This window comes from Streptomyces marincola, assembly GCF_020410765.1.
Taxonomy (GTDB): domain Bacteria; phylum Actinomycetota; class Actinomycetes; order Streptomycetales; family Streptomycetaceae; genus Streptomyces; species Streptomyces marincola.
Genome location: NZ_CP084541.1, coordinates 5,660,040 through 5,684,632 on the forward strand (window position 1 = coordinate 5,660,040; position 24,593 = coordinate 5,684,632).

Genomic DNA, 24,593 nt, shown 5'->3' on the forward strand with positions numbered 1-24,593 from the left:
CCGAGCGGAATCGGCCGCGTCGGCGGGATAGGTGAGATGTCAACGGTTTCGTTACACTCCCTGCGTGAACGCGACGCCTCGCTGGCTGGCCCCGGAGCAGAAGGCCGCCTGGGACAGTTTCATCCGCATGCAGGAGACGCTCATCGGGCGGCTCTCCCGCCGCATCCAGGCCGACTCGGGCATGTCCGCCGCCGACTACCAGGTGCTGGTCAACCTCACGGCGGCCGAGGGCGGGCGGATGCGTTTCATGGACCTGGTCAAGCGCGTGGAGTGGGAGAAGAGCCGCATGTCGCACCAGGTCACGCGGATGCGCAAGCGCGGTCTCGTGGCCAGGGAGGAGTGCCCCGACGACGGACGCGGGGCGTTCGTCGTCGTCACCCCGGCCGGTCGCGAGGCGATCGAGGACGCCGCGCCCCTGCACGTCGAGGACGTCCGCCGGCTGTTCATCGACGCCCTCACCCGGGAGGACCTCGACGCGTTCGCCCGGATCTGCGACCGCGTCCTCGCGCACATGGAGACGCGGCCCGACTGACCGGTCGGCGCCGCTCCTCCCCGCCGCACGGCGCCGGGCCCCCGGGGCTGAAGGCGCCCGGCGCCGCGTCGGGTCAGGCGCCGCCGTCTCCGCGCCCCGCCGCGAGGAGCTGCGTCTCCCAGGCGAACGCGACACCGGTGGCGCCGCCGTGCTCCAGCAGGATCTCGGTGATCCCCGGAACGGTCTGCTCGCGGGCCCAGTCGCGCTGCCACTCGCTCATCACGGCCAGCCAGGTGATCGGAACCACGCCCGCCTGGACCATGCGCCGCACGGCCATGTCGTGCGCCTCGTCCGAGGCGCCGCCCGAGGCGTCGGTGACGACGACGACATCGAAGCCCTCGCCCGCCGCCTGGATGGCCGGCATCGCCACGCAGACCTCCGTCCAGAGGCCGGCGATGATCAGCTTCTTGCGTCCGGTCGCCTTGACGGCGTCCACGACGCGCTGGTCCTGCCAGGTGTTGACGAAGGTCCTGTTGATCGGCTTCTGCTCGGGGAACACGTCCTGGAGCCCCTGGAGGAGAAGGCCGCCGCGCTCCTCCAGAACGGTCGTCAGGATGGTCGGAACGTCGAACACCTTGGCGGCCTTGGCGAGTCCGATGACGTTGTTGGCGACCATCGTCGGCTCGTGGCTGTTCAGGTTGGCGAACTGGAACGGCTGGTGGTCGATCAGCACGAGGACGCTCTCCTCGGGCGTCAGCAGCGCGTCGAGTCCGGCTTTCTTTCCAGTGCTCATGGGATTCCCTTCTGGGAGCCTCGCGTCCACGGGGCCTCGGCGGCGCACCGGGATTCCGGTGCCCGCGGTGAGCCGGAGGCGGCTGACCGGCCGGCGACCCCACCATTTGGTTGACGCATCATCAAACCTAGGCGGCTGTGGTTGAAGTGTCAACTAGTTTCCGGGGGTGACGGTTTGCCGCCGCCGGCCGCCGGTTCCCTTCGCTGTCGCGCCGGTTCGGCCGGCCCCGCTCCGGCCGCCGCCCTTCACCCGCATGGCCGCCGCTCGGCGCCGGGTCCGCCGTGTGCGCGTACCGGTTCCCGCCGCCTTCCGGGCGGCCGGACGGGCCTCGCGGGCGCTCGGCGTCCGGCGGGCGTCGCGCGGCGTTGTCCGGGCGGGTCGGCGGCCTGGCGCGTGAGCCGCGGGCGGGCATGCGTTAGAGTTATCTCGACATCGAGATATCTGGTGACAGGACGGCGCCGCCGCCGCCTCCGCCCGAGGGCCTACTTAGGGTCACCTCAGCGAGCCCCGGCTCGGAGCGGACGGCAGGATGCGTAGTACGCGCGAAATCATGTGTTGAAGGAGACAGTCGTGTCGGCGAACAGCTTCGACGCCCGCAGCACGCTGCGGGTGGGCGACGAGTCGTACGAGATCTTCCGGCTGGACAAGGTGGAGGGGTCGGCCCGCCTCCCGTACAGCCTGAAGGTGCTGCTGGAGAACCTGCTCCGTACCGAGGACGGGGCCAACATCACCGCCGCCCACATCCGGGCCCTCGCCGGGTGGGACGCCGGCGCCCAGCCGAGCCAGGAGATCCAGTTCACGCCGGCCCGCGTGATCATGCAGGACTTCACGGGCGTGCCGTGCGTCGTCGACCTCGCCACCATGCGCGAGGCCGTCCGCGAGCTGGGCGGCGACGCCTCGCGGATCAACCCGCTCGCCCCGGCCGAACTGGTCATCGACCACTCCGTGATCGCCGACAAGTTCGGCACCCCGAACGCGTTCCAGCAGAACGTCGAGCTCGAATACGGCAGGAACCGCGAGCGCTACCAGTTCCTGCGCTGGGGCCAGACCGCGTTCGACGAGTTCAAGGTCGTCCCCCCGGGCACCGGCATCGTGCACCAGGTCAACATCGAGCACCTGGCCCGCACCGTCATGGTCCGCGGCGGTCAGGCGTACCCCGACACGCTCGTCGGCACCGACTCGCACACCACGATGGTCAACGGCCTGGGCGTGCTCGGCTGGGGCGTCGGCGGCATCGAGGCCGAGGCCGCGATGCTCGGCCAGCCCGTCTCGATGCTGATCCCGCGGGTCGTCGGCTTCAAGCTGACCGGTGAGCTGCCCACCGGCACCACCGCGACCGACCTGGTGCTCACCATCACCGAGATGCTGCGCAAGCACGGCGTGGTCGGCAAGTTCGTCGAGTTCTACGGCGAGGGCGTGTCCGCGGTGCCGCTGGCCAACCGCGCCACCATCGGCAACATGTCGCCGGAGTTCGGCTCGACGGCGGCGATCTTCCCGATCGACGCCGAGACCGTCAACTACCTGCGGCTCACCGGGCGCGACGCGCAGCAGCTCGCGCTGGTCGAGGCGTACACCAAGGAACAGGGCCTGTGGCACGACCCGGCCGCCGAGCCCGAGTTCTCCGAGTACCTGGAGCTCGACCTCGGCTCCGTGGTGCCCTCCATCGCCGGCCCCAAGCGGCCCCAGGACCGCATCGCGCTCACCGACGCCAAGTCGAAGTTCACCGAGGACGTGCGCGCCTACGTGCCGGACGTCGACGGGGACGAGGCGGGCAAGGAGTCGTTCCCGGCCTCCGACTCGCCCGCCGTCAGCAACGGCGTGCCGAGCAAGCCGGTCACCGTCACCGCGGCCGACGGCACCACGTTCGAGCTGGACCACGGCGCGGTCACCGTCGCGGCCATCACCTCCTGCACCAACACCTCCAACCCCTCCGTCATGGTCGGCGCCGCCCTGCTGGCCAAGAAGGCGGTGGAGCGCGGCCTGTCCCGCAAGCCGTGGGTCAAGACCACCCTGGCCCCGGGCTCCAAGGTCGTCATGGACTACTACGACCGCGCGGGCCTCACGCCGTACCTGGACAAGCTCGGGTTCAACCTGGTCGGCTACGGCTGCACCACCTGCATCGGCAACTCCGGCCCGCTGCCCGAGGAGATCTCCGAGGCGGTCAACGAGCACGACCTGGCCGTGGTCTCGGTCCTCTCGGGCAACCGCAACTTCGAGGGCCGCATCAACCCGGACGTCAAGATGAACTACCTGGCGTCCCCGCCCCTGGTCGTGGCCTACGCCATCGCCGGCTCGATGAAGGTCGACATCACCAGCGAGCCGCTCGGCGCCGACCAGGACGGCAAGCCGGTCTACCTGCGGGACATCTGGCCGACCGAGCAGGAGATCGAGGAGGTCGTCGCCTCCGCCATCGGGCAGGAGATGTTCGGGCAGAGCTACTCCGACGTGTTCGCGGGCGACGCCCAGTGGAACGCGCTCTCCATCCCCACCGGCGACACCTTCGAGTGGGACCCGGAGTCCACCTACGTGCGCAAGCCCCCGTACTTCGAGGGCATGACGACCGAGCCCGCGCCCGTGACCGACATCTCCGGCGCCCGGGTGCTCGCCAAGCTCGGCGACTCGGTCACCACCGACCACATCTCGCCGGCCGGCGCGATCAAGGCCGACACCCCCGCGGGCAAGTACCTCACCGAACACGGCGTCGAGCGCCGGGACTTCAACTCCTACGGGTCCCGCCGCGGCAACCACGAGGTCATGATCAGGGGCACGTTCGCCAACATCAGGCTGCGCAACCAGATCGCCCCGGGCACCGAGGGCGGCTACACCCGGGACTTCACCCAGGACGGCGCGCCGGTGTCCTTCATCTACGACGCCGCCCAGAACTACGAGGCCGCCGGCACCCCGCTGGTCGTCCTCGCGGGCAAGGAGTACGGCTCGGGGTCGTCCCGCGACTGGGCGGCCAAGGGCACCGCGCTGCTCGGCGTGCGCGCCGTCGTCGCCGAGTCCTACGAGCGCATCCACCGCTCGAACCTGATCGGCATGGGCGTGCTGCCGCTCCAGTTCCCCGAGGGCACCACGGCCGCCACGCTGGGCCTGACCGGCGAGGAGACCTACTCCATCACCGGCATCACCGCCCTCAACGACGGTGAGACGCCGGCCACCGTCAAGGTGGCCACGGACACCGGCGTCGAGTTCGACGCCACGGTCCGCATCGACACGCCGGGGGAGGCCGACTACTACCGCAACGGCGGCATCATGCAGTACGTGCTGCGTTCGCTGCTCGCGGCCTGACCCGCGCCCTGACCCGCCCGGCCACCGCCGGCCGGGTCGGGACCGCACGCGCCACCGGGGCCGCCCTCCGCACCTCGCGGAGGGCGGCCCCGCCGTGTGTCATGGAGATCTCAACTCGGAAAAGCCTGTTGGCGATCACGCCCGCGATCTTCCGCGTCCGCGTCGAGTGGACTATACCTGTCGGGATCTGGCGGCCACCCTCCGCCGGTGTCCCTTCGTGAAGGCGAGGACTCGAACATGACTTCCGGTCCGTACCTCAACCGCCGTGCCCTGATCAGGCGTTCGGCGGCAGCGGGGTTCCTCACCCTCCCGGCCGTCGGCGCGCTCGCCTCGTGCGCCAGCGGCGGCGGCGACAACGACACCGTCGAACGGGAGGAGGCCACCGACTCCAACCCGTTCGGCGTCAACCCCGACGCGGAGCTCGAAGTCGTCATCTTCGACGGCGGTTTCGGCGACCAGTACGCGCTGGACGCGGAGGAGATCTACCAGGGCAGCTACGGTCCGGTCGAGCACGTCAAGACCACGGAGATCCAGACCAGGCTCCAGCCCCGCATGGTGCAGGGCGACCCGCCCGACGTCGTCAACAACGGCGGCGCGGACGCCATGGACATCGCGGCGCTGATCCGCAACAACCAGGTGCACGACCTGACGGAGCTGCTGGACGCGCCGTCGCTCGACGACCCCTCGGTGAGCGTCAGGGACACGCTGCTGCCCGGCACCGTGGAGATGGGCCAGTTCGGCAGCGAGGCGATGTACCGGCTCAACTACACGTTCAACGTCTACGGCCAGTGGTACTCGCGCACCGCGCTTGAGCGCCTTGAGGTCGAGTACCCGCGCACGTGGGACGAGATGATCGCCGTGTGCGAGAAGGCCAAGCAGGAGGGCATCGCCGGCTGGACGTACCCCGGCGTCTACCCCTACTACTTCAACTTCACGCTGTACCCGTTCATCGCCAAGATCGGCGGCCCCGACGTGCTGCGGGCCATCGACAACCTGGAGCCCAACGCCTGGCGGCACGACGCCGTGAGGTCCGCGTTCGAGGCGTACTACGAGCTGGTGGCGCGCGGTTACGTGCTCCAGGGCAGCCCGGGCCTCACCCACGAGGAGTCGCAGGGGGAGTGGAACCAGTACCGGGCCCTGTTCATCCCCAACGGCTCCTGGGTGGAGAACGAGACGGCGCAGAACACGCCCGAGGACTTCGACATGGCGGTGGGGCCGCCCACGGGCCTCGACTCCTCGGACGCCATGCCGTTCGAGACGATCTGGGCGTCGGCCGGTGAGCCGTTCTTCGTCCCCGCGGACGCCGCGAACGTGCCGGGCGGGCTCGAATTCCTGCGCATCATGCTGGGTTCGGAGTCCGCGCGGAACTTCACCCAGCTGGTCTCCTCGCTCACCTGCGTGCGCGGCGCCGCCGACGGGCTGACCCTGCCGCCGGGCCTGACCAGTGCGCAGGAGATCCTCGCCGCGGCCGGCGACAACCTCGTCATCCCGCGGATGCCCGACTGGTACCGGCAGTTGAACAACGAGGAGATCGGCGGCGCCGTCGCCGCCATGATGGCCGGCGAGATGGAGCCCGACGAGGCCATCACCCGCTGCCAGCAGGCCGCCGACGCGGCGGCGCGGGACGACTCCATCCAGAAGTTCCAGCACGTCTGACGGGGGAGGGCCGGCATGGAAGTCCGCACACCCCGGGAGGCGGAGAGCCCGCCGCCCCCCTGCACCCGACTGCACCTCGCGGCGGCGTTCTTCCTGCCGCCCCGGTTCACTCCGCGGCGGGTGCGGTACGACCGGCGCTACCGGAAGCTGGACACCTACCGGTTCATCTCCTGGTTCCTCTTCCTGCCGCTGCTGGTCTACCTGCTGTTCGTCGTCTCGCCGTTCCTCCAGGCGTTCTTCTACTCGATGACGGACTGGTCGGGGTTCAGCAGCGCGTACAACTTCACCGGGTTCGAGAACTACGAACGCCTGTGGAACGACGACGCGTTCTGGGACGCGATGGGCAACAGCCTGGTGCTGCTCGTCCTGGCGCCGGTCATCACCCTCGGCCTCGGCCTCTTCTTCGCCTTCATGCTGAACGCCGGCGGCAGGCGGCGGCGCAACGAGGCGGTGTCGGGAGTGTTCGGCTCCCGCCTCTACAAGGTCGTCTACTTCTTCCCGCAGGTGCTCTCGCTCGCGATCATCGCGGTGATCTTCGCCCGCGCCCTGAGCCCGCGCAGCGGCGTCCTCAACGAAGGGCTCGGCGCGGTCGGCCTCGACTCCTGGCAGCGGGAGGACTGGCTCGGCGGCGACCTGGCCCTGTGGTGCGTGCTGTTCGTGCTGTGCTGGTCGTTCGTCGGCTTCTACGTGGTGCTGTTCTCGGCGGCGATGAGCGCCATCCCCGGCGAGATCTACGAGGCGTCCCTGCTCGACGGCGCGAACCGGAGCGTGACGTTCTTCCGCATCACCCTCCCCCTGACCTGGGACACCGTCAGGACCGGCTGGATCTACATGGGCATCCAGGCGCTGGACGCCTTCGCGCTCGTCAACGTCATGGTGCCGGAACACGGCATGGACGTCGTCCCCAGCTATCTCTTCGAGAAGGCGTTCCGGGACGGCCAGGCCGGCTACGCCACCGCCATCGGCGTGGCCCTCTTCCTCGTCACCCTCGTCTTCTCGGTGCTGATGATGTTCGTGGGGCGCCGGGAGCGGATCGAGTACTGACCGCCTCACCTGGGGAGAACTTCGCATGAGCGAGCAGCAGCACACCGAGGCGGGCCGGCGCAGCGGCGGCGTGCTCAACGTCTTCGCCCACTCCTTCCTCGTGGTGTGGGTCGTGATGGCGGCCGGGCCGCTGATCTGGGTCGCGATCTCCAGCCTCCGCCCGCACGCGGACCTGGTCGCGGACCCCTTCGGCCTGCCGACGAATCTGGCCTGGGAGAACTTCACCAACGCCTGGACCAACGCCGACATCGGCCGCTACACGCTGAACTCGCTGATCATCCTGGCGGGTTCGCTGACCGGGACGATGCTGCTCGGCTCCATGGCCGCCTACGTGCTGGCCCGGTTCTCCTTCCGCGGCAACCGCGTCATCCATCTGCTGTTCGTCGGCGGCATGATGTTCCCGGTGTTCCTCGCCCTGGTGCCGCTGTTCTTCGTGCTCAACAATTTCGGGCTGCTGAACACCAGGCAGGGGCTGATCATCGTCTACATCGCCTACTCCCTGCCGTTCACGACGTTCTTCCTGGTGTCGTTCTTCCGGACGCTGCCCACCGGGGTGCAGGAGGCCGCCACCCTGGACGGCGCCTCCCACACCCGGACGTTCTTCCAGATCATGATGCCGATGGCGCGGCCCGGGCTCATCAGCATCGGGATCTTCAACTTCCTCGGCCAGTGGAACCAGTTCGTGCTGCCCCGGGTGCTCAACGTCGGGGACCCGGACGACGCGGTGCTGCCCCAGGGGCTGGCGGCGCTGATGGTGCAGCAGGGGTACGAGGGCGACTGGGGGGCGCTGTACGCGGGGGTGACGATGGCGATGCTGCCGGTGCTCGTCGTCTACGTCACCTTCCAGCGGCAGGTGCAGACCGGCCTCACCGCCGGGGCGGTGCGTTAGAGAGGCATACCCGGTCACGACCGGAACGCAAGCGGTTTCCCCGCTGTTCTCCCCCCTCGGCCCTTGAGTTCATATAGTGGGCCCGGCGCCGTCTCCTGCCTACCGCTGTCGGGGCGGCCTGCGGGCCCACCGCGGGACCCGCCCGAGACGGGAAGTGGAGTGAGCCGTGGAGACTCCGGGGTCGCAGTCCTCGCTGCACCGTGCCAACCTGGAACGTGTCGTGCGCGCCGTCCGGGCCGCGGGCTCGCTGACCCAGGCGGAGATCGCCAGGACCACGGGACTGTCCGCGGCGACGGTGTCCAACATCGTTCGGGAACTGAAGGACCTGGGCACCGTCGAGGTGCGCACGACGTCGGCGAGTGGCCGGCGGGCGCGCAGCGTCTCGCTGTCGAGCGACGCGGGCATCGTCGTCGGCGTCGACTTCGGGCACTCGCACCTGCGCGTGGCCGTCGGGAACCTGGCGCACCAGGTGCTCGCGGAGGAGGCCGAGCCGTTCGACGTGGACTCCTCCGCGGAACAGGGCTTCGGCCGGGCCGAGAAGCTCGTCGCCCGGCTGCTCGGCGCCGCGGGTGTGGAGCGCGGCAAGGTCATAGGGATAGGGCTCGGCGTGCCGGGCCCCATCGACGTGGCGACCGGCGCGCTCGGCTCGACCGCGATCCTGCCGGGCTGGCGCGGCACCAACCCCCGTGAGGAACTGGCCGCGAGGACCGGGGTGCGGGTGCACGTGGACAACGACGCGAACCTGGGCGCGCTGGGCGAGTTCGTCTGGGGGAGCGGGCGCGGCGCGGGCGACCTGGCGTACATCAAGGTGGCGAGCGGCGTCGGCGCGGGCCTGGTGATCAACGGGCGCATCTACCGCGGGCCCGGCGGCACGGCGGGCGAGATCGGGCACATCACGGTGGACGAGTCGGGGGCGGTCTGCCGCTGCGGGAACCGGGGCTGTCTCGAAACGTTCACCGCCGCCCGGCACGTGCTGCCGCTGCTGCACACGAGCCACGGTCCCGACCTCACGATGCACCGGGTCGTGCAGCTGGCGCGCGAGGGCGACCCGGGGTGCCGGCGGGTGATCGCGGACATCGGCCGCCACATCGGGACCGGCGTCGCGCAACTGTGCAACCTGCTCAACCCGAGCCGGGTCGTCCTCGGCGGCGACCTCGCGGAGGCCGGGGAACTCGCGCTCGGGCCGATCCGCGACTCGGTGGGGCGCTACGCGATCCCCAGCGCCGCCCGGCAGTTGTCCCTGGTGCCGGGTGCGCTCGGCGGCCGGGCCGAGGTGCTGGGAGCGCTTGCCCTGGTGCTGCGGGAGATGGGCGACGGGATGCTGCTCGGGCCCGTGGGCGCCCCGGCCTCACGCGGCTGCGAAGAGTCAACAAGTAAATCCAACACATAAGAAGAAAATGCGCCGCTTCCGTGCATCTGGGGTGGCGCTTTCTACCCGCCCTAAAGACGCGTCAAACCTTCGTTTCAGTCGTAAGAGAAGGTATCGGTTTGATTGACCGCGGCTTTATGTATTGACGGCAAGAACGAGGCGGAGTTAGCTCACAGCCGACCCAAGGCCGCCCCTGCGGCCCAACCGGAAGGCGAAGCCAACCATGCGTCAAAAACAGCGAGTTCTCGCCGCGGCAGCCACGTCCATCGCCCTGACGGTTGCCCTGGCCGCCTGTGGCGAAGCGGGCGGCGGTGACGACGGGGAGGACGAGGGCGGCAGCGAGTCCGGCGGCACCATCGGCCTGCTCCTGCCGGAGGACGCCACCACTCGTTACGAGTCCTTCGACCGCCCGTATATCGAGGCGAAAATAGCCGAGCTGTGCCCCGACTGCGAGGTCGAATACAGCAACGCCAGCGAGGACACCAACCTCCAGAAGCAGCAGTTCGACGCCATGCTCACCCAGGGCGTCGACGTCATCATCCTCGACCCGGTGGACGCCTCCGCGACGTCGAGCTGGGTGGAGGACGCCGAGGCCGAGGGCGTGCCCGTGGTGGCCTACGACCGGCTCGCCGAGGGGCCGATCAGCGCCTACGTCTCCTACGACAACGAGCGCGTCGGCCAGCTCCAGGGCGAGGCGCTGCTCGAAGCGCTCGGCCCCGAGGCCGAGGGCGCGGGCGTCGTCATGATCAACGGCTCGCCCACGGACCCGAACGCCGCGCTGTTCAAGGCGGGCGCCCACTCCGTCCTCCACGACACGGTGGACATCGTCTTCGAGCAGGACGTGCCCGGCTGGGAGGCCGCCCTCGCCAACGAGGAGATGACCGCGGCGCTCGACTCCCTGGGCGAGGACGCCATCGACGCCGTCTACGTCGCGAACGACGGCATGGCCGCCGGCGTCATCACCGCGCTCAGCTCCGCGGGCGTCACCGGCATCCCGGTCGGCGGCCAGGACGCCGAACTCGCCGGTCTCCAGCGCCTGGTCACCGGCGAGCAGACCTTCACCATCTACAAGGGCCTGCGGGTCGAGGCGGAGACCGCGGCCGAGATCGCCGTGCGCCTCCTGAACGGCGAGGACTTCGCCGACCTGACCCCGGACAGCGTCGACAGCCCCACGGACCAGGGCGTGCCGAGCGCGCTGCTCGAACCCGTGGCCGTCACGGTCGACGACATCGAGGACACCGTCATCGCGGACGAGTTCTACACCATCGAGGACATCTGCGCCGGCGACTACGCCCAGGCCTGCGAGGAGGCCGGCCTCGGCTGACGCCGGGCCGTCCGGCCGGGCCCCCGCGCCCGGCACCGCCGCGCGCCACCACGCCCGGCGCCGCGGCCGGCCCGCCGGCAGCGGCCCGGGCCCGGTCCGGCCGCGCCGCCCCGCCACCGGGTGGCGCGGCCGGACCGGGACATCCCCTGCAAGGAGGTTCAGTTGACCGCCGCACCCGTCCTCGCCCTGCGCGGCGTCTCCAAGCGGTTCGGCGCCGTCCAGGCGCTCACCGAGGTCGACCTGGAGATCCGCCCCGGCGAAGTCACCGCCCTGGTGGGTGACAACGGCGCCGGGAAGTCCACCCTCGTGAAGACGATCGCCGGGGTGCACCCCATCGACGCCGGCACCATCACCTGGAAGGGCGAACCCGTCCGCATCACCCGTCCGCACGATGCCCAGGAACTCGGCATCGCGACCGTCTACCAGGACCTCGCCCTGTGCGACAACCTCGACGTCGTCGCCAACCTCTTCCTCGGCCGCGAGGTGCGCCGCCGCCACATCCTCGACCAGGTCGCCATGGAGCAGCGGGCCAGGGAACTGCTCGACACGCTCTCCATCCGCATCCCCAGCGTGCGCATCCCCGTCGCCTCGCTCTCCGGCGGCCAGCGGCAGGTCGTCGCCATCGCCCGCGCCCTGGTCGGCGACCCCGAGGTGGTCATCCTCGACGAGCCCACGGCCGCCCTCGGCGTCGAGCAGACCGCCCAGGTGCTCGACCTGGTCGAACGGCTGCGCGACCGCGGCCTCGCGGTCATCCTCATCAGCCACAACATGGCGGACGTGCTGGCCGTCGCCGACGACGTCGTCGTGCTGCGCCTGGGCCGGAACAACGGCGTGTTCCCCGCGGCCACCACCTCGGGGGAGCGGATCATCTCCGCCATCACCGGTGCGGCCGACAACGCCGTGGTCCGCAGGCAGCGCAGGTCGGCTCCCACGGCCCCCACCACGGACACGGAAACGGGCGCCGCGCCGGCGGCGGACGGCGGCGCGGGCAGCGCCGGCGGGGCCGCCGGCGCCGACCGCCAGGAAAGGACGGAGGAGGCACCGTGAGCGACGTGCCCCGCCAGCAGGACCAGGCGCCCTCGGAGGCGCCCGCCGCGCCGGCCGCCGCCGTCGCGCCCGACCCGCGCCTCCTGGTCAGGGAGAAGGGGCTGGCCGGCTACTGGGAGGACCTGACGCGGCGGATACGCGGCGGCGAACTCGGCTCGATACCGGTCGTCATCGGCGTCATCCTCATCGCCGTCATCTTCGAGGCCCAGACCGGCAGCTTCCTCACCCCGCGCAACCTGAGCAACATCGCCATCTACATCGCGGGCCCCGGCATCATGGCCGTCGGCATCGTGCTCGTGCTGCTGCTCGGCGAGATCGACCTGTCCATCGGCTCCATGGCGGGCCTGTCCGCCGCGCTCTGGGCCGTGCTCTCGGTCACGCACGGGATCGACGACCTGCTCGCGATCCTGCTCGCCCTGGTGGCGGGCGCGGTCGTCGGGACCATCCACGGGTTCTTCTTCGCCAAGATCGGCGTACCCGCCTTCGTCGTCACCCTGGCCGGCTTCCTCGGCTGGAGCGGCGTGCAGATCTGGGTCATGGGCGACGAGGGCACCATCAACACCCCGCGGGACAGCCTGGTCCGCGACTTCCGCGACTTCTACTTCAGCGACATCGCCGCGGCCTACTCGCTCGCGGCCCTGATCACCGGCGGGTACCTGCTCGCGCTGTGGCGCCAGGAGCGCCGCCGCCAGGCCGCGGCCCTGCCCACCCGGCCCACGGGCGAGATCCTGCTGCGCGGCGGGCTGGTCGCCGCCGCCGCGTTCCTGACCGCCTACACCCTCAACCAGCACCGGGGCCTGCCGCTGGCCCTGGTCATCTTCCTCGGGGTGCTGCTGCTCGTCGACTTCGTCGTGCGCCGCACGACCTACGGCCGGCAGATCTTCGCGGTCGGCGGCAACGCGGAGGCCGCGCGCCGGGCCGGCATCAACGTCGAACGGGTGCGGCTGACCGTGTTCACCATCGCCGGCACCCTGGCCGCGTTCGGCGGCCTGTTCATCGCGGCCCAGTCCGGCGGCGCCGCGAAGAACCTGGGGTCAGGCAACCTGCTGATGAACGTCATCGCCGCGGCCGTCATCGGCGGCACCAGCCTCTTCGGCGGACGCGGCTGGGTGTGGTCGGCCCTGCTCGGCACGCTGGTGATCCAGTCCATCACCACCGGACTCAACCTCATGAACATGTCGAGCGAGATCCAGTACATGATCACCGGAGCCGTACTCCTGATCGCAGTCGTTCTGGACTCGATCTCCCGGCGGACTCAACGGACCGCAGGACGAACGTGACCGGTCGGTAAGCGGCCCGGGCTGCGTCAGGCGGCCCGGGCCGTGGCCCGTTGGTGACGTATCTCGCATCCTGAGACCATGGGGGTCCCGGGCGGAACATTAGACTCGTCGGACGGCCCTCCGTCGAAGCTTCCGACCGCACCCCGACCGCAAGGAGGAACGGTGCCGTTGCTGACCCGCATCTCGGGACCGCGCGATCTAGACCGGCTCGCCCCTGAGCAACTGACCGAGCTGGCGGGGGAGATCCGCTCGTTCCTCATCGACGCGGTCGCCAGGACAGGCGGCCACCTCGGCCCGAACCTCGGCGTGGTCGAACTGACGATCGCCCTGCACCGCGTGTTCGACTCACCCGCGGACAGCATCCTGTGGGACACGGGCCATCAGAGCTACGTGCACAAGCTGATCACCGGGCGAAAGGATTTCTCCGCGCTCCGGGCGAAAGACGGCCTTTCCGGCTATCCGTCACGCGCTGAATCCGAGCACGATGTGATCGAGAACAGTCATGCTTCGACCGTTCTCGGCTGGGCCGATGGGCTGGCCAAGGCGAACCAGTTGCGCGGCAGGGACCAGCACGTCGTCGCCGTGACCGGCGACGGCGCGCTGACCGGCGGCATGGCCTGGGAGGCGCTGAACAACATCGCCGCGGCGAAGGACCGCCCGCTGGTCATCGTCGTCAACGACAACGAACGCTCCTACTCGCCCACCATCGGCGGCCTCGCCAGCCACCTCGCGACCCTGCGCACCACCGACGGGTACGAGCGGTTCCTGGCCCGCGGCAAGCAGATGCTCAACCGCACGCCCGTCGTCGGCCGCCCCCTCTACGGCACCCTGCACGGCGCCAAGAAGGGCCTGAAGGACGTCATCGCGCCCCAGGGCATGTTCGAGGACCTGGGCCTGAAGTACGTCGGCCCGATCGACGGCCACGACATCCAGGCCCTGGAGTCCGCGCTCCAGCGCGCCAAGCGCTTCGGCGGCCCCGTCATCGTGCACTGCCTCACCGAGAAGGGCCGGGGCTACCGGCCGGCCCGCGAGGACGAGGCCGACCAGTTCCACTCCGTCGGCGTCATCCACCCCGACACGGGCCTGCCCGTCTCCGCCTCGGGCGCCGACTGGACCTCCGTCTTCGGCGAGGAGATCCTGAAGCTCGGTCACGAGCGCGAGGACATCGTCGCCATCACCGCCGCCATGCTCCGCCCCGTCGGCCTGCACGGCTTCGCCGAGGCGTTCCCCGACCGCGTCTACGACGTCGGGATCGCCGAGCAGCACGGAGCCGTCTCCGCCGCCGGGCTCGCCACCGGGGGCCTGCACCCGGTGTTCGCGGTCTACGCGACGTTCCTCAACCGGGCGTTCGACCAGCTGCTGATGGACGTGGCGCTGCACCGCTGCGGCGTGACGTTCGTTCTGGACCGCGCCGGAGTGACCGGTCCTGACGGGGCGTCCCACCACGGCATGTGGGACATGTCCATCCTCCAGTGCGTCCCCGGCCTGCGCCTGGCAGCCCCGCGCGACGCCGACCAGCTGCGCGCGCAGCTGCGCGAGGCCGTCGAGGTGGAGGACGCGCCGACCGTCGTGCGCTACTCGCGCGGCAAGGTCGGCGCGCCCGTGCCCGCCGTCGGCACCGTGGGCGGCATGGACGTGCTCCGCCGGGCGGATGCCGACCGCCCCGACGTGCTGCTGGTGTCCATCGGCGCCCTCGCCCCCGTCTGCCTTGAGGCGGCGGAGCTGCTCGGCCGCCAGGGCATCACCACGACCGTGGTCGACCCCCGCTGGGTCAAGCCGGTCGACCCGGAGCTGCCCGGCCTCGCCATCCGCCACCGCGTGGTCGTCACGGTCGAGGACAACAGCCGCGCCGGCGGCGTCGGCTCGGCCATCGCCCAGGCCCTGCGCGACGCCGAGGTCGACATCCCGCTGCGGGACTTCGGCATCCCGCCGCGCTTCCTCGGGCACGGCAGCCGGGACCAGGTGCTCGCCGAGGTGGGCCTGACCGCCCCCGACATCGCGCGCCAGGTCACCGGCCTGGTGTCGCGGCTCGACGGCAGGTACGACGAGGCCGCCGCCCCCTCCCGGCTCTCCACCGACTGACGGCCGGCCACAGGCCCGCCGCGCGCGGCCGGGCGCCCCCGCGGGGGCGCCCGGCCGCGTTCGCGTCCGGGGCCCGCGGGGTCAGGGCGCCACGGCGCGGCGGACGCTCTCGCGGAGCAGGGCCCGGCGCCGGTCGTGCAGCTCCGGCGGCTCCTGCGCCGTCGCCGCGTAGACATTGCTGACCGGCGACCACGCCATCGACATGGCGATCACCATGGCCATGAGGTCGAACGGATCCCCCTGGCGCACGGAGCCGGCGGCCTGCGCCTCGACGATCGCGCGCAGTTTCCCGTCGTCGCGGCGGTCCGCGTCGTCCACCAGGTGGCCCTCATGGCGTCGCTCCAGGCGCGCCCAGGTGGCGAGCCGGATCAGGTCGGGGCGGCGCAGGTACTCGTCGTAGAGGCGCACGGCCCACTCCGCGAGGTCGGCGGCGTCGATGGGGACGACGTTCACGATGCGGTCGAGCGAGCCGAAGAAGATGGCGTCGAACAGCCCCTCCTTGCTGCCGAAGTAGGCATAGAGCTGCGCCTTGTTCGTGCGCGCCGCGGCCACGATCCGCTCGACGCGCGCGCCGGCGATCCCGTACGCGGCGAACTCCTGGGTGGCGACATCGAGGATGCGCTGGTACGTCGCGGCGCCGCGCGCGGTCAGGGGCTGCTCGGCCATGCCCCCAGGCTACCGGACAGAACAGTTGGTTTGCCGTGGCGGGGGAAGGTGGCTAGCGTATAGACCGAACAGTCTGTCTTTGAGGAGGCGCCATGAGGACCACGGTTGGCTGGCAGCTGGAGGAGTCGTCGTCGACCCTGCGGCGTACCCCGCTGGAACGGCGGGACTTGCGCCCGGACGACCTCGCGGTCCGGGTGGACCACTGCGGTGTCTGCCACTCCGACCTGCACGCCGTCACTGCGGGAGGCCGGGGCCTGGTGCCGGGCCACGAGTTCACGGGCGTGGTGACCGCCACCGGCTCCGCGGTCACCCGTTTCGCCGCCGGCGACCGGGTCGCGGTGGGCAACATCGTCGACGCGTGCGGCGCGTGCGAAATGTGCCTGGCCGGGCAGGAGAACTTCTGCCGCGCCTTCCCGACCCTGACCTACGGCGGCACCGACCGGCACGACGGAACGACCACGCTGGGGGGCTTCTCACGCGAGTACGTCGTCCGCGACCGCTTCGCCTACCCCGTCCCCGAGGGACTCGACCCCGCCGCCACCGCTCCGCTGCTGTGCGCCGGCGTCACCGTCTGGGAGCCGCTGCACGCCCTCGGCGCGGGGCCCGCGTCCCGCGTGGCCGTGGCCGGACTCGGCGGCCTCGGCCATCTCGCGGTCAAGATGGCCGTGGCGCTCGGCGCCGAGACCTCCGTCATCAGCCGCTCGGCGGACAAGGCCGGCGACGCCCGCCGCCTCGGCGCCCACGGCTTCGTCGTCTCGGGCGACCCGGAGCAGATGGCCGGCGTGCGGGACCGGTTCGACATCGTCATCGACACCATCTCCGCTCCGCACGACCTCGGCCCCTACCTGCGCCTGGTCGCGATGGACGGGACGCTCAGCCACCTCGGGCACCTCGGGCCCGTGACCGTGGAGACCCTGGACCTGCTCACGGGGCGCAAGAAGCTCAGCTCCGCGGGCAGCGGCGGGCGGCTGGCGACCTCCGCCATGCTCGACTTCTGCGCCCGGCACGGCATCACCGCCGACATCGAGGTGCTCCCCTCGGCGCGGGTCAACGAGGCCCTCGACCGGCTCCGCCGCAACGACGTCCGCTACCGCTTCGTCCTCGACATGTCCGACCTCGACTCCGCGACGGGCTGAGCGGGGAACCGCGCGGCGCGGCGCCGGGCAGGGCGTCAGCCCTGCTCCTGCGCCGCCGCCATGTCCATCCACGTCAGCTCCCAGTGGTGGCCGTCCGGGTCGAGGAACGCCCGGCCGTACATGAAGCCGTGGTCCTGCGTCTCGCCGGTCGGGCTGCCGCCGGCGGCCAGCGCCCGGTCCACCAGCTCGTCCACCTGCTCGCGGCTGTCGGCGCTCAGCGCGAGGATCACCTCGCTCTCCGCGTGGGCGTCGACGATCCGCTTCTCCGTGAACGTCTTGAAGAACGGCTCGACCAGCAGCATGGCCAGGATGTTCTCGCTGATGACCAGGCAGGCGGCGTTCTCGTCGGAGAAGTCCGGGTTGAAGGAGTACCCGAGGGCGGTGAAGAAGTCCCTGGAGCGGGCCAGGTCCTTCACGGGCAGGTTGACGAAGATCTTGGTCGACATGTCGGTCTCTGCTCTCTCGTGGTCGTCGTGCTCGCCGCGTCCCGCGCTTCCGCGCCCTTCGAACGCCCGGCCCCTGATGTGCCGTCATACAGGAAGACCACGACCGCGGGCGGAACTCATCGCCCTCGGGGGAATTCGCGAGAAAAAAATCAGGGCGCGGGCCGGGCCCCTCCCTCACCCGCCGCGCCCACCGGTCCCACCGGGTCCTTCGGGCCCCGCGACTCCGTCGAGTTCGTCGAGTTCGTCGAGCAGGGCCCGCGGCCCCCGAACCTCGGCGCCCGCGGCCACCACCCGCGCGCGCAGCCCGCGGTCGGCCGTCACCACCACGCACGGCCGGCCCGGCGCCCGCTCCGCCACCAGCGCCACGATCCGGTCGTCACCGCTGCCCGCCGCGGCCTCCACCCGCACCCCGGGGACGGACGCGACGCCGCGCGCCGCGCCCTCCACCACCAGCACCACCTCGGCCGGCCCGGGACGGCGCGCCAGCCGGTCCCGCAGGCGCGACGCCGCGCCCCGCCGGTCGCGCCACCAGCCGTCCGGCACGGAACCGACCACGTTGGCGCCGTCCACGACCAGCAGCGGCACCCGGCCCGCATCGCACGGGCCGGGTGCCGCCACGCCGGCGGAGCCGGATGTCACTCGGGAACGCTCGCCACGCCGGCGGGCAGCAGCCGCCGCCCCAGCACGCGCTGCGAGACGCCCGCGCGGTCCAAGTACGGCGTGATGCCGCCCAGGTGGAACGGCCAGCCCGCGCCGGTCAGCAGGCACAGGTCGATGTCCTGCGCCTCGGCCACCACGCCCTCCTCCAGCATGAGACCGACCTCCTGCGCGATGGCGTCCAGGGCCCGGGCGCGCACCTGCTCCTCGCTCAGCACCGTGTCACCGACCTCGAACAGCGCCGCGACCTCGGGGTCGAGTTCCGGCTTGCCCGAGTCGTGCACGTACAGCGTGCGCTTGCCGGCCTCGACGACCCGGCCCAGGTTCGGCGAGACGCGGAACCGTTCGGGGAACGCCGCGCTGAGCGTGCCCGCCACGTGGTGCGCCACGGCCGGGCCCACCAGGTCGAGCAGCACGATCGGCGTCATCGGCAGCCCGAGCGGCGCCAGCGCCCGGTCGGCGACCTCCACCGGCGTGCCCTCGTCGATGGCCGACAGGACCTCGCCCATGAAGCGGGTGAGGATGCGGTTCACGACGAACGCCGGCGCGTCCTTGACCAGCACCGCCGACTTCTTCAGCTTCTTGGCCACGGCGAACGCCGTCGCGAGCGAGGCGTCGTCGGTCCGCTCCGCGCGCACGATCTCAAGCAGCGGCAGGACCGCCACCGGGTTGAAGAAGTGGAAGCCCACCACGCGTTCCGGGTGCGCCAGTTCGGCCGCCATCGCGGTCACCGAGAGGGAGGAGGTGTTGGTGGCCAGGATCGCGTGCTCGGGGACCACCGATTCGAGCTCGGCGAAGACCTGCCGCTTGAGCCCCGGCTCCTCGAACACCGCCTCGATGACGAAGTCCGCGTCCGCGAACGCCGCCCGCTTGTCGAGCGAGCCGGTCACCGCGGCCTTCAGCCGGTTGGCCTTGTCCTGGCCGATCCTGCCCTTCAGCAGCAGGAAGTCGACCTGCTCGTGGACCCAGCCCACGCCCTTGTCGATCCGCTCCTGGTCGATGTCGGTGAGCACGACGGGCACTTCGAGCCGCCGCGCGAACAGCAGCGCGAGCTGGGAGGCCATCAGCCCGGCCCCGACGACGCCCACCTTCGTGACCGGTCGCGCCAGGGACTTGTCGGGCGCGCCCGCCGGCCGCTTGGCCCGCCGCTGCACCAGGTCGAAGGCGTACAGCCCGGCGCGCAGCTCCTCGCCCATGATGAGGTCCGCGAGCGCCACGTCCTCGGCGGCGAAGCCGGCCCGCAGGTCGCCGCTCTTCGCCTGCTCGATGATGTCCAGCGCGCGGTAGGCGGCGGGCGCCGCACCGTGCACCTTCTCGTCCGCGATCTCGCGCCCCCGCGCGACCGCGCGGTCCCACGCCTCGCCGCGGTCCGGGTCCTGCCTGGCCACCTCGATCTCGCCGCGCAGCACGGCCGACGTCCACACGAGCGACTGCTCAAGGAAGTCCGCCGCCTCGAAAAGGGCGTCCGCGATGCCGAGTTCGTAGACCTTCGGGCCGCTCATCATGCGGTTCTGGTTCAGCGCGTTCTCGACGATGACGCCGACCGCGCGGTCCGCGCCGATGAGGTTGGGCAGCAGCGTGCAGCCGCCCCAGCCCGGCACCAGGCCGAGGAAGACCTCGGGCAGCGCGAACGCCGTGACCCCGGTGGACACCGTCCGGTACGTGCAGTGCAGGCCCGCCTCGACGCCGCCGCCGAGCGCGGCGCCGTTGTAGTAGGCGAACGACGGCACCGGCAGCCCGGCCAGCCGCCGGAACACGTCGTGCCCGCCGACGCCGATCGCCATGGCCTCCTCGTGCCGCCGCAGCAGCTTGACGCCCTTGAGGTCGGCGCCCACGGCGAACACGAACGGCTTGCCCGTCAGCCCGACCCCGACGATCTCGCCCGCGGCGGCCTCCGCCTCGACCCGGTCGAGCGCCTCGTTCAGGTTGGCCAGCGAACGGGGCCCGAACGTCGTCGGCTTGGTGTGGTCGAACCCGTTGTCCAGCGTGATCAGCGCGAACCGCCCCCCGCCGAGCGGCAGGTCGAGGTGGCGCACCCTGGCCTCGGTCACCACCTCGTCCGGAAACAGCTCGGCCGCGGCCCTCAGCACCTCTGCGGTTCCCTGCGCCTCGCTCACTTGCCCTCCCAGTGCGGGTTCTCCCAGATGACGGACGCGCCCATGCCGAAGCCGACGCACATCGTCGTCAGGCCGTAACGGACCTGCGGCTGGTCCTCGAACTGCCGTGCCAGCTGCGTCATCAGCCGGACGCCCGACGAGGCCAGCGGGTGGCCGAACGCGATCGCGCCGCCGTACTGGTTCACGCGCGGGTCGTCGTCGGCGATGCCGTAGTGGTCGAGGAACGCGAGCACCTGCACCGCGAACGCCTCGTTGATCTCGAACAGGCCGATGTCCCCGATGCCGAGACCGGCCTTCGCCAGCGCCTTCTCCGTGGCGGGCACGGGACCGAAGCCCATCACCTCGGGCTCCACACCCGCGAAGGCGAAGGACACCAGGCGCATCTTCACCGGCAGGTCCAGCTCGCGCGCCACGTCCTCGGCGGCGATCACGGACGCAGTGGCGCCGTCGTTCAGCCCCGCCGAGTTGCCCGCGGTGATCCGGCCGTGCGGCCGGAACGGCGTCTTCAGCGAGGCCAGGCCCTCAAGCGTGGTGCCCGGGCGCATCGGCTCGTCCTCCGTGGCCAGCCCCCAGCCCGTCTCGCCGGCGTCCGCGTCGCCGCGCCGCACGGCGATGGGCACCAGGTCCGGCTGGATCCTGCCGTCCGCGTACGCCTTCGCGGCCTTCTCCTGGCTGCGCACGGCGTACTCGTCCGCGCGCGCCTTGGTCAGGTGCGGGAAGCGGTCGTGCAGGTTCTCCGCGGTCATGCCCATGAACAGCGCCGACTCGTCCACCAGGCGCTCGGCGACGAAGCGCGGGTTCGGGTCGACCGCCTCGCCCATCGGGTGCCGGCCCATGTGCTCCACGCCGCCCGCGATGGCGATGTCCGCCGCGCCGAAGGCGACCGCGCCCGCCGTCGACGTCACGGCGGTCAGCGCCCCCGCGCACATGCGGTCGATCGCGTAGCCGGGCACGCTCGTGGGCAGCCCGGCCAGGATGGCGGCGGTGCGCCCGATGGTCAGGCCCTGGTCGCCGATCTGCGTGGTCGCGGCCACGGCCACGTCGTCCACGCGCTCGGGCGGCAGTTGCGGATTGCGGCGCAGCAGCTCACGGATGCACTTGATGACCAGGTCGTCGGCGCGGGTCTCGTGATAGATGCCCTTCGGTCCGGCTTTGCCGAACGGGGTGCGGACGCCGTCGACGAAAACGACGTCCCTGACGGTACGCGGCACGATGGCTTCTCCTCCACGCCGAGAACAATGAGGCCCCACCCATGCTACCCACCGGTAACCGAGTGGCAAGGCGCGGCCCGTTCCCCGTGGTGATCCCCGCCCGGCGATTCGCGGGCGGCAGGCCCGGGGGAGCCCAGGGAGAACGGCGCCCCGGGAGTCAGGCGCGGGCGGTCAGCGCCCGCGCCAGCGGCTGCGTGGTCTCGGCGATCTGCCACTCGCGCGCGCCCAGGGCGCGCAGGGCCTCCGCGACCGATTCCGGCCCGCCGTCGGCGGGCGGCTCCCAGCACAGCCTGCGGACCACGTCGGGCGCCAGCAGGTTCTCCTGCGGCAGCCTCAGCTCCTCCGCGTGCGCCGTCACCGCGGCCCGCGCCGCGCTCAGGCGGGCCGCCGCGACGGGGTCCTTCTCCTGCCAGGCCCGCGGCGGCGGGGGACCGGAACCCGGCTGCCCCGGCTGGGGCAGCTCGTCCTCCGGCAGGGCCCTGGCCCGGTCGACGGCCGCCTGCCAGTGCGTCAGCTGCTTGCGGCCCATCCGGTGGCCGAACCCCTGGAGCCCGGCGAGCGCCCTGACGTCCGCGGGCGCCGCCTGGGCCGCGGCGATGATCGCCGCGTCGCTCAGCACCTTCCCCGGGGACAGGTCCCTGCGCTGGGCCACCTGGTCCCGCGCCGTCCACAGCTCCCGCACGATCGCGAGCTGCCGGCGGCGCCTGACCTTGTGCACCCCGGAGGTGCGGCGCCAGGGGTCCTTGCGCGGCTGCGGGGGCGGAGCGGCGGCGATCGCCGCGAACTCCTCAAGTGCCCACTCCAGCTTGCCCTGCCGGGCCAGGTCCTCCTCAAGCGCGTCCCTGAGGTCGACCAGCAGCTCCACGTCGAGGGCCGCGTACCGCAGCCACGGCTCGGGCAGCGGCCGGGTCGACCAGTCGACGGCCGAGTGCCCCTTCTCCAGCGAGTAGCCGAGCACCGTCTCCACCATCACGCCGAGGCCGACCCGGGCGAACCCGGCCAGCCGCCCGGCCAGCTCGGTGTCGAACAGCCGGCTCGGCACCATGCCTATGTCCCGCAGGCACGGCAGGTCCTGCGTCGCCGCGTGCAGCACCCACTCGGCGTCCGCGAGCGCCCGGCCGAGCGGGCCGAGGTCGGGGCAGGCCACGGGGTCGATCAGCGCCGTGCCCGCGCCGGCCCGGCGCAGTTGCACCAGGTAGGCGCGCTGCCCGTAGCGGTAGCCCGACGCGCGCTCGGCGTCCACGGCCACCGGGCCGCTGCCCGCCGCGAACGCGGCGACCACCCCGGCGAGACCCGCCTCGTCCGCGATGACCGGCGGAACGCCCTCGCGCGGCGCCAGCAGGGGGACCGGCGCAGGGCCCGACGGCTCGGAGGGGGCGAGTCCGGTATCTGCTGCGGCGGTCTGCTGGGCGTCGGTCACCTGTCAAGGGTAACTGTTCGGCTCATTCATGTGACCAGGGGTGACCCCCGGCTCACCCAGAGCGCGAAAACCCCGGCGCCCCGCGGAACCGGGGGACGCCGGGGTGCCGGCCGGAGGCCGGAGGCGTTCAGTGGATGATGCCGGTCCGCAGCGCGACGGCGACCATGCCGGCCCGGTCGCCCGTGCCCAGCTTGCGGGCGATGCGCGCCAGGTGGCTCTTCACCGTGAGGGCGGAGAGCCCCATCGACACGCCGATGGCCTTGTTCGACTGGCCCTCCGCCACCAGCCGCAGGACCTCGACCTCGCGGCCCGACAGCTCGCGGAAGCCGCCCTGGTGGGCGGGGCCCCCCGGCTGGCGCCGGTGCATCCTGGCCGCGGCGCCGATGTGCGCGGCCCCGTGCCGGGTGGGCGGGCCGAGGTTGTTGCGCGTGCCGGTCACGACGTAGCCCTTGACGCCGCCGGCCAGCGCGTTGCGCACCGCGCCGATGTCGTCGGCCGCCGACAGGGCCAGCCCGTTGGGCCAGCCCGCGGCCCTGGTCTCGGACAGCAGGGTCAGCCCCGAACCGTCGGGGAGGTGGACATCGGCCACGCAGATGTCGCGCGGATTGGCGACGCGTGGCCGCGCCTCGGCGATCGACGACGCCTCGATCACATCCCGCACACCGAGGGCCCACAGGTGGCGGGTCACGGTCGAACGGACCCGGGGGTCGGCCACGACGACCATGGCGGTGGGCTTGTTGGGGCGGTAGGCGACGAGGCTTGTGGGGTGCTCAAGAAGAACAGACACCGGGCCTCCCGGGGTGGGATGGAGGAAGGGACGGATCAGACTCCTCGGGAGAAGTCGGGGCGATCCGGTATGGAAGGGTCACTGACTCCTTCGGCACGAAGCCGCACGGCCTTTAGGGAATGATCACGAACCGGTGATTCGTCATCCCGGCCGGCGCCGGGCGACCGCCGTTACGCCGGCCGGGGGCCGCGGCGCCGCGGCAGCGTCCGCACGGCGGGGCCCGCCGTCTCAGGGGGCAGCCCGGCGCACTGCGCGAGCAGGTCGCACCAGGCCAGCAGATGGGCGCCGGCGTCCCGCGCGTCCACCGGGGTCCACGACGCGCGCAACTCCAACTCGGCATGCGCCGGGCGGTCGGAGAGGCCGCCGAAGAAACTCGACCCCGCCCTGGTCACCGTGCCGCTCGCCGCCCGGTGGGCGAGGCCGCGGCCCTGGAGCGCCTCCGTCAGCCACGACCACGCCACCTCGGGCAGCAGCGGATCGGCGGCCAGCTCCGGCTCAAGGCCGGCGCGGACCAGCGTCACCACGCGGAACTCCCCGCGCCAGCCCTCGTCCCCCGCCGGGTCGTGCAGCAGCACGAAACGGCCGTCGGCCGCCTCCTCCTCGTCCCCGGCGCCGTCCGCCGCGACCGCGGCACCCAGCGCGTGCGCGAACGGCGCCAGCCGCCGCGGCGCCGGCAGCGGCGCGAAGGAGACCTCCGCGCGCGGCCGGGCGGCGGCCAGCGCGGCGACCGCCTGCCGGAACGCCGGAGGGGCTTCCTCCCCGCGGTCAGTCATGTCTGCGGACTCCTCCATCTGATCCGTGCGCGCCGCCGCCATGGCCGGTAACCCTAGGCCCTGTCGTTCGGATCTTCGCGGGGCCACGCTGCCGGCTACGGCTCCCCCAGCCTGACGGCCGGGAGGGGCCCCC

At 72.0% G+C, this 24,593-nt stretch carries 19 protein-coding genes and 1 pseudogene; 11 read left to right on the forward strand and 9 right to left on the reverse strand.

Annotated elements, in window-relative coordinates:
• Positions 1-64 precede the first annotated feature (64 nt).
• Positions 65-532 (forward strand): MarR family winged helix-turn-helix transcriptional regulator, encoded by a 468-nt coding sequence (locus LC193_RS24975; protein WP_226077613.1) that lies wholly within the window; start codon positions 65-67, stop codon positions 530-532.
• A gap of 73 nt (positions 533-605) precedes the next feature.
• Here LC193_RS24975 and LC193_RS24980 read toward each other — a convergent pair whose 3' ends face one another.
• Positions 606-1,265: a hydrolase gene (locus LC193_RS24980; protein ID WP_226077615.1), complete on the reverse strand. Its 660-nt coding sequence runs from the start codon at positions 1,263-1,265 to the stop codon at positions 606-608.
• Positions 1,266-1,835: 570 nt separating this feature from the next.
• Between LC193_RS24980 and acnA the strand changes: the two genes are divergently transcribed.
• The 9 genes and pseudogenes from acnA to dxs all read left to right on the forward strand — a co-directional run bounded on the left by acnA (position 1,836) and on the right by dxs (position 15,247).
• Positions 1,836-4,556: an aconitate hydratase AcnA gene (acnA, locus tag LC193_RS24985; protein ID WP_226077617.1), complete on the forward strand. Its 2,721-nt coding sequence runs from the start codon at positions 1,836-1,838 to the stop codon at positions 4,554-4,556.
• A 237-nt stretch (positions 4,557-4,793) separates the two neighbouring features.
• A complete protein-coding gene (gene ngcE, locus LC193_RS24990) occupies positions 4,794-6,212 on the forward strand; it encodes an N-acetylglucosamine/diacetylchitobiose ABC transporter substrate-binding protein (RefSeq protein WP_226077619.1) in 1,419 nt (472 codons plus the stop codon).
• Positions 6,213-6,227: 15 nt separating this feature from the next.
• Positions 6,228-7,256, forward strand: coding sequence for a carbohydrate ABC transporter permease (locus LC193_RS24995; protein WP_226077621.1), 1,029 nt, complete (start codon positions 6,228-6,230; stop codon positions 7,254-7,256).
• Positions 7,257-7,281: 25 nt separating this feature from the next.
• On the forward strand, positions 7,282-8,145 hold the full coding sequence (locus tag LC193_RS25000; RefSeq protein WP_226077623.1) for a carbohydrate ABC transporter permease: 864 nt from the start codon (positions 7,282-7,284) through the stop codon (positions 8,143-8,145).
• Positions 8,146-8,311: 166 nt separating this feature from the next.
• On the forward strand, positions 8,312-9,535 hold the full coding sequence (locus LC193_RS25005) for an ROK family transcriptional regulator (protein ID WP_226077625.1): 1,224 nt from the start codon (positions 8,312-8,314) through the stop codon (positions 9,533-9,535).
• 202 nt (positions 9,536-9,737) lie between these two features.
• Positions 9,738-10,838, forward strand: a complete 1,101-nt coding sequence (locus LC193_RS25010; protein WP_226077627.1) for a sugar ABC transporter substrate-binding protein — start codon at positions 9,738-9,740, stop codon at positions 10,836-10,838.
• A 162-nt stretch (positions 10,839-11,000) separates the two neighbouring features.
• Positions 11,001-11,774, forward strand: a pseudogene (locus tag LC193_RS25015) (ATP-binding cassette domain-containing protein); the annotation flags it as partial.
• 107 nt (positions 11,775-11,881) lie between these two features.
• Positions 11,882-13,165: a sugar ABC transporter permease gene (locus LC193_RS25020; protein WP_404819481.1), complete on the forward strand. Its 1,284-nt coding sequence runs from the start codon at positions 11,882-11,884 to the stop codon at positions 13,163-13,165.
• A 162-nt stretch (positions 13,166-13,327) separates the two neighbouring features.
• Positions 13,328-15,247: a 1-deoxy-D-xylulose-5-phosphate synthase gene (gene dxs, locus LC193_RS25025; protein WP_226077631.1), complete on the forward strand. Its 1,920-nt coding sequence runs from the start codon at positions 13,328-13,330 to the stop codon at positions 15,245-15,247.
• A gap of 81 nt (positions 15,248-15,328) precedes the next feature.
• On the opposite strand, the gene LC193_RS25030 is transcribed toward dxs, so the two are convergent.
• Entirely contained in the window at positions 15,329-15,913 is a 585-nt protein-coding gene (locus LC193_RS25030) for a TetR family transcriptional regulator (protein WP_226077632.1), read from the reverse strand.
• Positions 15,914-16,005: 92 nt separating this feature from the next.
• Between LC193_RS25030 and LC193_RS25035 the strand changes: the two genes are divergently transcribed.
• Positions 16,006-17,049: an NAD(P)-dependent alcohol dehydrogenase gene (locus tag LC193_RS25035; protein ID WP_226077634.1), complete on the forward strand. Its 1,044-nt coding sequence runs from the start codon at positions 16,006-16,008 to the stop codon at positions 17,047-17,049.
• A 35-nt stretch (positions 17,050-17,084) separates the two neighbouring features.
• Here LC193_RS25035 and LC193_RS25040 read toward each other — a convergent pair whose 3' ends face one another.
• The 7 genes from LC193_RS25040 to LC193_RS25070 form a co-directional block, all read right to left on the reverse strand.
• Complete coding sequence (locus LC193_RS25040; RefSeq protein WP_226077637.1) at positions 17,085-17,495, reverse strand: VOC family protein; 411 nt, start codon at positions 17,493-17,495, stop codon at positions 17,085-17,087.
• 174 nt (positions 17,496-17,669) lie between these two features.
• Complete coding sequence (locus tag LC193_RS25045; protein ID WP_404819561.1) at positions 17,670-18,113, reverse strand: PIN domain-containing protein; 444 nt, start codon at positions 18,111-18,113, stop codon at positions 17,670-17,672.
• Between the two features lie 17 nt (positions 18,114-18,130).
• Positions 18,131-20,269: a 3-hydroxyacyl-CoA dehydrogenase NAD-binding domain-containing protein gene (locus LC193_RS25050; RefSeq protein WP_226077639.1), complete on the reverse strand. Its 2,139-nt coding sequence runs from the start codon at positions 20,267-20,269 to the stop codon at positions 18,131-18,133.
• A complete protein-coding gene (locus tag LC193_RS25055) occupies positions 20,266-21,480 on the reverse strand; it encodes a thiolase family protein (RefSeq protein ID WP_226077641.1) in 1,215 nt (404 codons plus the stop codon). The genes LC193_RS25050 and LC193_RS25055 overlap by 4 nt, the downstream gene beginning before the upstream one ends.
• Positions 21,481-21,637: 157 nt before the next feature.
• Positions 21,638-22,900 (reverse strand): HRDC domain-containing protein, encoded by a 1,263-nt coding sequence (locus tag LC193_RS25060; RefSeq protein WP_226077643.1) that lies wholly within the window; start codon positions 22,898-22,900, stop codon positions 21,638-21,640.
• A gap of 127 nt (positions 22,901-23,027) precedes the next feature.
• Positions 23,028-23,687 carry a response regulator transcription factor gene (locus tag LC193_RS25065; protein ID WP_086157555.1) on the reverse strand — a complete coding sequence of 220 codons (660 nt, stop codon included), beginning with the start codon at positions 23,685-23,687 and terminating at the stop codon, positions 23,028-23,030.
• A gap of 170 nt (positions 23,688-23,857) precedes the next feature.
• Positions 23,858-24,460, reverse strand: a complete 603-nt coding sequence (locus LC193_RS25070) for a DUF3000 domain-containing protein (RefSeq protein WP_086157554.1) — start codon at positions 24,458-24,460, stop codon at positions 23,858-23,860.
• Positions 24,461-24,593: the final 133 nt, after the last annotated feature.